The sequence below is a fragment of the Streptomyces aureus genome (assembly GCF_001418135.1).
Lineage (GTDB): Bacteria > Actinomycetota > Actinomycetes > Streptomycetales > Streptomycetaceae > Streptomyces > Streptomyces aureus_A.
Genome location: NZ_LIPQ01000309.1, coordinates 1 through 7,315 on the forward strand (window position 1 = coordinate 1; position 7,315 = coordinate 7,315).

General features: G+C 74.5%; 5 protein-coding genes, 1 pseudogene and 1 riboswitch. All 6 genes and pseudogenes read left to right on the plus strand.

What is annotated here, in order from left to right; all coding sequences use genetic code 11:
- The first annotated feature begins 438 nt into the window (after positions 1 to 438).
- Positions 439 to 1,515 carry an MBL fold metallo-hydrolase gene (locus AOK00_RS24635; protein WP_055602472.1) on the plus strand — a complete coding sequence of 359 codons (1,077 nt, stop codon included), beginning with the start codon at positions 439 to 441 and terminating at the stop codon, positions 1,513 to 1,515.
- 226 nt (positions 1,516 to 1,741) lie between these two features.
- Positions 1,742 to 1,818, plus strand: a riboswitch (cobalamin riboswitch).
- Between the two features lie 95 nt (positions 1,819 to 1,913).
- Positions 1,914 to 3,170: a prenyltransferase/squalene oxidase repeat-containing protein gene (locus AOK00_RS24640; protein ID WP_055602473.1), complete on the plus strand. Its 1,257-nt coding sequence runs from the start codon at positions 1,914 to 1,916 to the stop codon at positions 3,168 to 3,170.
- Positions 3,167 to 3,886, plus strand: coding sequence for an SCO2322 family protein (locus AOK00_RS24645; protein WP_079042175.1), 720 nt, complete (start codon positions 3,167 to 3,169; stop codon positions 3,884 to 3,886). Before AOK00_RS24640 ends, AOK00_RS24645 begins: the two co-directional genes overlap by 4 nt.
- Positions 3,887 to 4,004: 118 nt before the next feature.
- On the plus strand, positions 4,005 to 5,129 hold the full coding sequence (locus AOK00_RS24650) for an energy-coupling factor transporter transmembrane component T (RefSeq protein ID WP_254047482.1): 1,125 nt from the start codon (positions 4,005 to 4,007) through the stop codon (positions 5,127 to 5,129).
- Positions 5,126 to 6,829 carry an ABC transporter ATP-binding protein gene (locus AOK00_RS24655; RefSeq protein WP_055602475.1) on the plus strand — a complete coding sequence of 568 codons (1,704 nt, stop codon included), beginning with the start codon at positions 5,126 to 5,128 and terminating at the stop codon, positions 6,827 to 6,829. Before AOK00_RS24650 ends, AOK00_RS24655 begins: the two co-directional genes overlap by 4 nt.
- Positions 6,826 to 7,315 (plus strand): annotated as a pseudogene (locus AOK00_RS24660) (ECF transporter S component); the annotation flags it as partial. The gene AOK00_RS24655 and the pseudogene AOK00_RS24660, both read left to right, overlap by 4 nt.

The following is a 7,315-nucleotide window of genomic DNA, read 5'->3' on the forward strand; positions in this document are numbered from 1 at the left end:
GGCAGTGTGCGCGCGGCCGGCGCTGGCAGGTCTCACTCTTGGCCATCGGCGAAGCCTGACCGTCGGTTAGGTCCCGGGCGTCCCCCGGGCCGCCCCCGGACAGAGTCAGGGATGCAACTGCACTGCAGAGCTGGACACCTCGGAAGCCGGCCGCGCGCAAGCGGACTCTAACCAACAGCACTGACAACGGCTGCCGGACGACCGGGCCCGGTTCGGCCGGGCCGTCTGTGGGCCGTGCGAGGGGGCTCGACGGCGACCGGCAACGACCAACCATGACAGCCCGATCGCAGGTCAGCGGCGCACCGAAGGCAATGCGACACAAGCCACTCTGACGGTTCGTCAGTTCTAGTTATAGTGGGCAATGGGCGAGCACGCTCCGCACCGCCGTGGAGAGATTCCGTACCGCCGTGGAGAGATGAGGGATCCATGCAGGGACCCATGCCCCAGGTGAACGAGCACGGCGGAGGCGTCTGGTCGCTCCGGGTGCCCATCCCCGACAATCCGCTCGGCCACACCCTGGTCCACGTCCTCGACACCGACCGCGGACCGGTCCTCGTCGACACCGGCTGGGACGACCCAGCCTCCTGGACCGAACTCACCGGCGGGCTCGCCGCGTTGGACATCGACGTGTCGGACATCCACGGCGTCGTCATCACCCACCACCACCCCGACCACCACGGCCTCTCCGGCAGGGTCCGCGAGGCGTCAGGGGCCTGGATCGCCATGCATGCCGCCGACACCGACGTCGTACGCCGCACCCGGGCGGCCGAGCCGGGCAGCTGGCTCGACTACCTCGCCCGCAAACTCGCCGCCGTCGGCGCCCCCGAGGACCACCTCGTCCCGCTGCGGGCCGCCCGCGCCTCCGGCCGGATGCGCACCCTGCCCGGTCTGCGCTCCGCCCTCCCCGACCGGGAGATCGTCCCCGGCGAACTCCTCGACCTCGCCGGGCGGCGGCTGCGCGCGATCTGGACCCCCGGCCACACCCCCGGCCACGTCTGCCTCCACCTGGAGGAGGAGCACCCCTCCCGGCTGCCCGGCCACGGCCGGCTCTTCTCGGGCGATCATCTGCTTCCCGGGATCACCCCGCACATCGGGCTGTACGAGGACCCGGACGACTCCCCCACGCTCTCACCTTCCTTCGGGCAGGAGGGACCCTCATCCGGCACCGATCCCCTCGGCGACTACCTCGCCTCCCTCGAACGCGTCGGCCGCCTCGGCGTCGCCGAGGTCCTCCCCGCCCACCAGCACGCCTTCACCGACGCCGCCGGCCGGGTCCGCGAACTCCTCGACCACCACGAGGAACGCCTCACCGGGCTCCTCGGCCTGCTCGCCACCCCGCTCACCCCCTGGCAGCTCGCCGAGCGGATGGAGTGGAACCGCCCCTGGGACCAGATCCCCCACGGCTCCCGCAACATCGCCGTCAGCGAGGCCGAGGCGCATCTGCGCCACCTGGTGAAACTCGGCCGCGCGGAGGCGGTGCAGGGGACGGAGCCCGTGGAGTACGTGGCGGTGTGAGGCGTCGGGCCTGATCGCCGCGGACGACCGCCGTGACCGGGACGACCGGTGAGAGCCCTCCGCCGAGCACGGCACAGCGGCCGCTTCCCGGGCAGCGGGGCCCGCGAAGCCCGCGGCGCGGGCCCGCCCGCCGCACCCGCGAGGCCCGGTGTGAGGCGCCTCGCACCCGCCGGGCCGCGGGCGTACGGGCCGGTAGAGTGGGCGGGTCGTCATCATGCCCGTACGGGGGGAAGCCGGTGGAATTCCGGCACTGACCCGCAACCGTGAGCGGCTCCGCCCAAGGAGTCGTGAGTCGGAATGCCCCGTCCGGGACGTGACCGCCGGCACCGTCGAGGAATACGGAGCCGGAGCCTGGTGCCCCTGAGGCGTGCCGGTGCCCGGCCGCAGGAGAGGGCCCCATGAACACCGTCCGCCGCGGCGCCACCGCGCTCGCAGCCGCCACCGTCCTGCTCGGCACCGGAGCGGCCGGGATGGCGGGAGCGGCCACCACCGCGCCCTCCCCCACGCCCTCCGCCGTCACGATCCCGGACGGTCTGTACGGGAAGAGCGACCCGACGTACGACGGTGTCTGGCGCCAGTCGCTCGCCTTCCTCGCCCAGCGCACCACCGGCTTCCAGCCCTCCGACAAGGCCGTGGACTGGCTGCTCGGCCAGCAGTGCGCCGACGGCTCGTTCAGCTCGTACCGCGCGGACGCCGAGGCGCCCTGCGACGCGAAGACCATGCGGGACACCAACGCCACCGCGATCGCCGTGCAGGGGCTCCGCGCGGTCCGGAAGCAGTCCGCCGCCCCGGAGGCGATCGACAAGGCCGTCAAGGCGGGCTCCGACTGGCTGCGCACCGTGCAGAACAAGGACGGCGGCTGGGGTTACAGCCCCGGCGGCGCCAGTGACGCCAACTCCACCTCGGTGGTCGTCGGCGCGCTCGCCGCGACGGGTCAGCGGCCCGGCCTGTTCACCTCCGCCGAGGGCCGTACGCCCTACGACGCGCTCCTCTCCTTCGCGCTGCCCTGCTCGGACAAGGAGGGCCCGGGGGCCTTCGCCTACCAGCCCGACAAGGCCGGCAAGCTCCTCGCGAACGCCGACGCCACCGCGGCGGCCACCCTCGCGGGCCTCGGCAAGAGCGTCGTCGCCACCAAGGCCTCGCCCGAGCAGCCGCCGGTCTGCAACGACCTGTCGAAGCCGACGGTCGAGCGGGCCGCGCTCAACGGCGCCTCCTACCTGGCGAAGGCCCTCGCGAAGACCGGCCACCTGACCCTGCCGCCGATGCCGGGCGCCACCGACACCACCGAGCAGCCCGACGTCGGCAACACCGCCGACGCCGTCATAGCGCTCGCCGCGTCCGGCGCCTCGAAGGAGGCGAAGCCCGCCGTGGAGTGGCTGGAGAAGAACTCCGCCGCCTGGGCGAAGCAGAGCGGCCCGGCCGCGTACGCGCAGCTGATCCTGGCCGCGCGGGCGACGGAGACGGACCCGCGCGAGTTCGGTACGGCGGACCTGGTGGAGCAGCTCAACGCCACCGGCCCGGCGCCGAAGACGCCGGACACCTCGGCCTCCTCCACCAGCGACGACGAGGGCGGCTTCGACATCTGGTGGATCATCGGCATCGGCATGGTCGTCGGCGTCGGCATCGGCTTCCTCGTGAGCGGCCGCAAGAAGTGAGCTCCGCGAGAGGGAACGGTGCGCGGAGGCGTGGCTCCCGTGCCGCGGGAGCCGCGGCCGGGGCACTCCTGACGCTCACCGCGGTCGTGACCGCGGCGGCCCCGGCGCAGGCGGCCGGTTACCGCTACTGGTCGTTCTGGGAGAGCGACGGCGGGAAGCCCTGGGCGTACGCCACACAGGGTCCGGCGACCGCCCGTCCCGCCGACGGCGACGCGATCGGCTTCCGCTTCGCGGTCAGCAGCGGCACGAACGACACCTCCCGGCCGTCCGTCGCCCCCGACTTCACGGGGATCTGCGCGGGCGTGGAGAAGAAGGACGGCACGAAGCGGGTCGCGGTCGTCGTCGACTTCGGCGGCCCGGCGGACGCGCCGCCCGGCGAGACCGCGCCGCGGAAGCCGGTCGAGTCCGGGTGTGCGCAGGTCCGTGAGGACGCGACGGGCGCGGAGGCGCTCGCCGTGGTGGCGAAGCCGCTGCGGTACGACGGCGCGGCCATGCTGTGCGGTATCGCCGGTTACCCGGCGCGGGGCTGCGGCGAGCCGGTCGCGGAGACCGGTGGGGCCGGGGATGCCGGGAAGACCCCGGCGTCGGCCGCGCCGAGCGCGTCGGCGACCGCAGGCCAGGAGGGCGCGGGCCCGTCCTTCGGCGTGCTCGCCGGCGGGGCGGCCGTGCTGGCTCTGGGCGGGGCGGCGATCTGGAAGGCCCGCCGGCGCGGATGAGCCCGGTACGCACGCAGGTGGACGCGGTAGGCACGCAGGTGGACGTGGTAGGCGCGTGGGGGGACCCCGTACCCACGCAGGTGGACCCCGTGCGCGCATGGGTGGACGTGAGCCCCGTATGAAGGTGAGTGACGTCCTCCGCGCCCCCGAGGCGAGCCGGTCCAACGCCCTGCACGCCGGAGCGTGGTGGGTGTGGGCGCTCGGCCTGGCCGTCGCCGCCTCCCGCACGACGAACCCCCTCCTCCTCGGCCTCCTCGTAGGGGTCGCGGGCTATGTCGTGGCGGCCCGGCGTACGGACGCGCCCTGGGCGCGCTCCTACGGCGCGTTCGTGAAGCTCGGTCTGTTCGTCGTCTTCCTGCGGGTCGTCTTCTCGCTGCTGCTCGGCTCCCCGATCCCGGGGACGCACCCGCTGTTCACGCTGCCGGAGGTGCCGCTGCCCGAGTGGGCGCAGGGGGTACGGATCGGGGGGCGGGTGACGGCCGAGCAGCTGGTGTTCGCGCTGTACGACGGCGCGAAGCTGGCGACCCTGCTGATCTGCGTGGGCGCGGCGAACTCGCTCGCCAACCCGGCGCGGCTGCTCAAGTCGCTGCCGGGCGCGCTGTACGAGGCCGGGGTCGCCGTCGTGGTGGCGATGACCTTCGCGCCGAACATGGTCGCGGACGTGGTGCGGCTGCGTACCGCCCGACGCCTGCGCGGCCGCCCCACGGGCGGGGTGCGGGCGGTGCTCCAGATCGGACTTCCGGTCCTTGAGGGAGCCCTGGAGCGGTCGATCGCGGTCGCGGCGTCGATGGACGCGCGCGGGTACGGCCGGACGGCGCAGGTCCCGGCCTCGGTGCGCCGCACCACGAACGTCCTGACCCTGGGCGGACTGCTCGGGATCTGCGCCGGTTCGTACGGGCTCCTCGCGGCGGAGGGCGCGGGATACGGGCTGCCGCTGCTCGGCGCCGGGCTGCTCGCGGCCATGGCGGGGCTGCGGCTCGGCGGACGCCGGACGGTCCGTACGCGCTACCGGCCGGACCGCTGGGGGGTGCGGGCCTGGCTGGTCGCGGGGTCCGGGGTGGCGGTGGCGGTCCTGATGATCTGGGCGAACACGTACGCGCCGGAGGCGCTGCACCCCGGGGTCGTACCCCTGGAGGCGCCGGAGCTGCCGCTCTGGCCCGCGGTGTCGGTCCTGGTGGGCCTGCTGCCGGCGTTCGTGGCCCCCGTCCCCGCAACAGCTCCCGTTTCGAAGGAGAAGGCGTGATCCGCTTCGAGAACGTCTCGGTGACCTACGAGGAGGATGCCGAGCCGACCCTGCGGGACGTGAACCTGACCGTCCCCGAGGGGGAGCTCGTCCTGCTCGTCGGCCCTTCGGGCGTCGGCAAGTCGACCCTCCTCGGCGCGGTCTCCGGCCTCGTCCCCCACTTCACGGGCGGCACCCTGACCGGCCGGGTCACCGTCGACGGCCGCGACACCCGCACGCATCCGCCGCGCGAGCTGGCGGACCTGGTGGGCACGGTGGGCCAGGACCCGTCCGCGCACTTCGTCACCGACACGGTCGAGGACGAGCTGGCGTACGGCATGGAGTCCCTGGGCCTCGCGCCGGGCGTCATGCGGCGCCGGGTCGAGGAGACCCTGGACCTGCTCGGCCTCGCTGAACTCCGCGACCGCCCGATCGCGACGCTCTCCGGAGGCCAGCGCCAGCGGGTCGCGATCGGCTCGGTCCTGACCCCGCACCCGAAGGTCCTGGTCCTGGACGAGCCGACGTCGGCGCTGGACCCGTCGGCGGCGGAGGACGTCCTGGCGGTGCTGCAACGACTGGTGCACGACCTGGGCACCACGGTGCTGCTCGCGGAGCACCGCCTGGAGCGGGTGGTGCAGTACGCGGACCAGGTGCTGATGCTGCCGGACGGCGTGATGGGCGCGCCCGCCGAGATCATGGCGGTGTCACCGGTGCATCCGCCGGTGGTGGGGCTGGGGAGGCTGGCGGGGTGGGATCCGCTGCCGCTGACGGTGCGGGACGCACGACGTCGGGCCGGGGGGCTGAAGGCCCGCCTGGAGGGCCGGGTCCCTGCCGTCCCCGCGGGGCCGGCTTCTCCGGCCCGTCCGGTGTTCGAGGACCGGGATCCGGGGCTGAGCCCCGGTCCCGGGAAGGGGCGGGACGGGGGAAGCGGCCTCTTCAAGCGGCGCCGCACCGAGCCCGCACCCGGCCCCACCCCCCTCGTCCGCGCCGAAGGCCTCGCCGTCCGCCGCGGCCGCGTCGAGGCGCTCCGTCGCATCGACCTCCAGGTCCAGGCGGGCGAGACCCTCGCCCTCATGGGCCGCAACGGCGCAGGCAAGTCCACCCTCCTCTCCACCCTCGTCGGCATGATCGCCCCGACCTCCGGCACCGTCCGCGTCGCGGGCCGGGTCCCGCACACCACCAGCCCCCGCGAGCTGATCCGACAGGTCGGCCTGGTTCCGCAGGAGCCGCGGGACCTGCTGTACGCGGACACCGTCGCCGCCGAGTGCGCGGCGGCCGACGGGGACGCGGGCGCCGCGCCCGGGACCTGCCGGGCGCTGGTGTCCGAGCTGCTGCCGGGCGTCGCGGACGACACCCATCCCCGGGACCTGTCGGAGGGGCAGCGGCTGGCACTCGCGCTCGCCGTCGTCCTGACCGGCCGCCCGCCGCTGCTCCTCCTGGACGAGCCGACCCGCGGCCTGGACTACGCGGCGAAGGCCCGTCTGGTCGCCCGTCTCCGTACCCTCGCCGCCGACGGACACGCGATCGTGCTCGCGACGCACGATGTGGAGCTGGCGGCCGAGCTGGCGCACCGGGTGGTGATCATCGCCGACGGGGAGGTGGTGGCGGACGGGCCGACGGCCGAGGTGGTCGTCTCCTCCCCCGCGTTCTCGCCGCAGGTGGCGAAGATCCTGGCCCCGCAGCCGTGGCTCACGGTCGAGCAGGTGGAGGCGGCGCTGTGAGTACGCACCCGGTCCGCGCGATCCGGCTGGGACCCCGCTCGGTCACCGCCCTGGCGCTCGTCTCCCTCATCGGGCTGTTCGCCTTCTGCTGGCCCCTCTTCGCGGACGCCGGATCCGCCGTGACCTCGCACGCGGGGGACGCGCCGTGGCTGTTCGCGGCGCTGCTGCCGCTCCTCGTCGCGGTGGTCGTGGCGACGATCGCGGACTGCGGGATGGACGCGAAGGCGGTCGCGATGCTGGGCGTGCTGGCCGCCGTGGGCGCGGCCCTGCGGCCGCTGGGCGCGGGGACGGCCGGTCTGGAGCCGATGTTCTTCCTGATGGTGCTGAGCGGCCGGGTCCTCGGGCCGGGCTTCGGTTTCGTCCTCGGCGCGGTGACGATGTTCGCGTCGGCCCTGCTCACGGGCGGGGTGGGGCCCTGGATGCCGTTCCAGATGCTGTCGATGGGCTGGTTCACGATGGGGGCCGGGCTGCTGCCGGGGGCGGTGG